Below are 1880 nucleotides of genomic sequence, written 5' to 3'. Positions count from 1 at the left end.
GTGAGAGGTGCCGGGTGGGGTCCCCCTAGACACCGTTATAGGTCCCTGTGGTGGGTGGTGGGGTCGGTTCGATTTTCGGCGACCCTTGCGCCGTCCTGCGATTAGGGAGCGGAGGGGCGAGTGATTGTGGTGGGAGAATCGCAAGACGGCGGTAAGTTGTGGCGGTTCAGACAGGGGTATCCTTACGCCGTCCTGCGATTGTACGGATAGGGCCGGGATTCGACAGGGGGAAGAATCGCAAGACGGCGGTAAGTTGTGATGGGTGATACTCCGGGGCGATCGGCGACCCCTGCGCTGTCATGCGGTTTCGGGTTCTGTCTGGCTATGGTTAGAACTGCTAATAACAATATGTGGGCGTGTTGGTAGTATCGGGATAGGTAGATGTTCTGCCGGGGTGAAAGGTCAGTATTCTTTAAGGGGCTAGTCGTTCTCGTCGCAGTCAAAGCTACGCAACGTGAGTGAATGCCCGGAGAAGGCCCGGGCGACGGACGATTCCACCGGACGCGATTTGTGGCAGAATCGCCCGGTGGAAACCTCTTGGCCGGAGGGTTCGTCCTCGCTCTGTCCTCTCTCAGCCGAGTCAGTAAGTGTTTCGACGGTTCACGGAAACGCTCGGTCTGGACGACTAAGCGCCGATCCACCGCAAGGATCGGGCGATCTTGATTTGCCCGAGAGCCGGCGTACCCGGCTCGAGGGCCGCCCGATCCGCACGCCCCCGACCGGCGGGAGGGGGCTATCTTGTGCGGTGGCGGTGCGGCGGCGGTGCGGTCTTTACTCGACGCTAGTTAGAACAACTCAAGAGCCGCTATGCTTCGCCAATTCAGGCGTTCCACCGTGCGGTGCGGTAGAAGACGTGCCGGTGGCTATGGTGCGGTGCGGTGCCACCGGCTCGTCTTCGTCGCGGTCGTCGGATAGTGCCGCCCCAGCTGGGCCGGACGTGCTGTCGGGCCACTCGTGGAGCAGCTCGCGATCGCGTCGGTCGGGGTGGTCGGAGTGAGCGCGGATCCCGTCGACGGCGAGGTCGAGTTGGATGAGCAGTCACGGCTCGGTCGGGACTGGGATTGCGGGCCGGATCGGGAGCGGCCGGACTGCCGGAAGGACTTGGCGCACCTGAAGTACCAGACAGAATCGGGGGAACAGGCGTCGTACCGTTGCGGTTCGTGGGACTGCGAGTGTTGCGGCCACCGGCTGAGGATGGGACTGATCGAGGAGATAGAACGGATCACGGAGGAGCGCCCGGAGATGCGTCGGTTCCTGACGCTCACAGTGGACCGCAGAGCGCCCGCGTCGAAGGAGGAGAAGCACGAGTACATCACCGATCGGTGGAACGCGCTGAGGACGGAACTGAGGGACCGCTATCCAAACCTGTCGTATCTGTGGGTGCGGCACGAGGGAGACGAGCGGGACCGGCCGCACCTGCACCTGCTCGTGGATCGGTTCCTGCCGCAGCGGGAACTGTCGCAGTTGGCCGAGCGCGTCGGCCTCGGCCGGGTGGTGGACATCCGGCGGGTGGACGCACGGAACGCGGCGCACTACATCAGTGCGTACCTCGGTCGTGGCTCGCTGTCGTTCCTGCCGTCGGGGTCGCGGCGGTACGGATCTAGCGCCGACGTCGATCTCGATCCACGCGATCCGGGCGGCGACGATCGTGACGGCAGTGCGCTCGAGGAGGACTGGTCACTGATGGCGTGGGATCCGATCGTCGAGGACTGGGTGTCGGCTGCGTCGGGAGACTTCCGGCGCGACGAGGATAGAGGACCGCCACCAGACTAGATCGGTCGGTCCCACCGCGAGGTGAGAGGTGCCGGGTGGGGTCCCCCTAGACACCGTTATAGGTCCCTGTGGTGGGTGGTGGGGTCGGTTCGATTTTCGGCGACCCT

Annotated in this window: 1 protein-coding gene; it reads left to right on the top strand. The window is 64.2% G+C overall.

The window, feature by feature from the left end; translation table 11 throughout:
- The first annotated feature begins 954 nt into the window (after positions 1–954).
- Positions 955–1773 (top strand): rolling circle replication-associated protein, encoded by an 819-nt coding sequence (locus C493_RS05060; protein ID WP_004045523.1) that lies wholly within the window; start codon positions 955–957, stop codon positions 1771–1773.
- Positions 1774–1880 lie beyond the last annotated feature (107 nt).

Source organism: Natronolimnohabitans innermongolicus JCM 12255 (assembly GCF_000337215.1).
GTDB classification, from domain to species: Archaea; Halobacteriota; Halobacteria; order Halobacteriales; family Natrialbaceae; genus Natronolimnohabitans; species Natronolimnohabitans innermongolicus.
The sequence above is the reverse complement of the archived record's forward strand: the minus strand, read 5'-3'. Positions and strand labels throughout refer to the sequence as shown.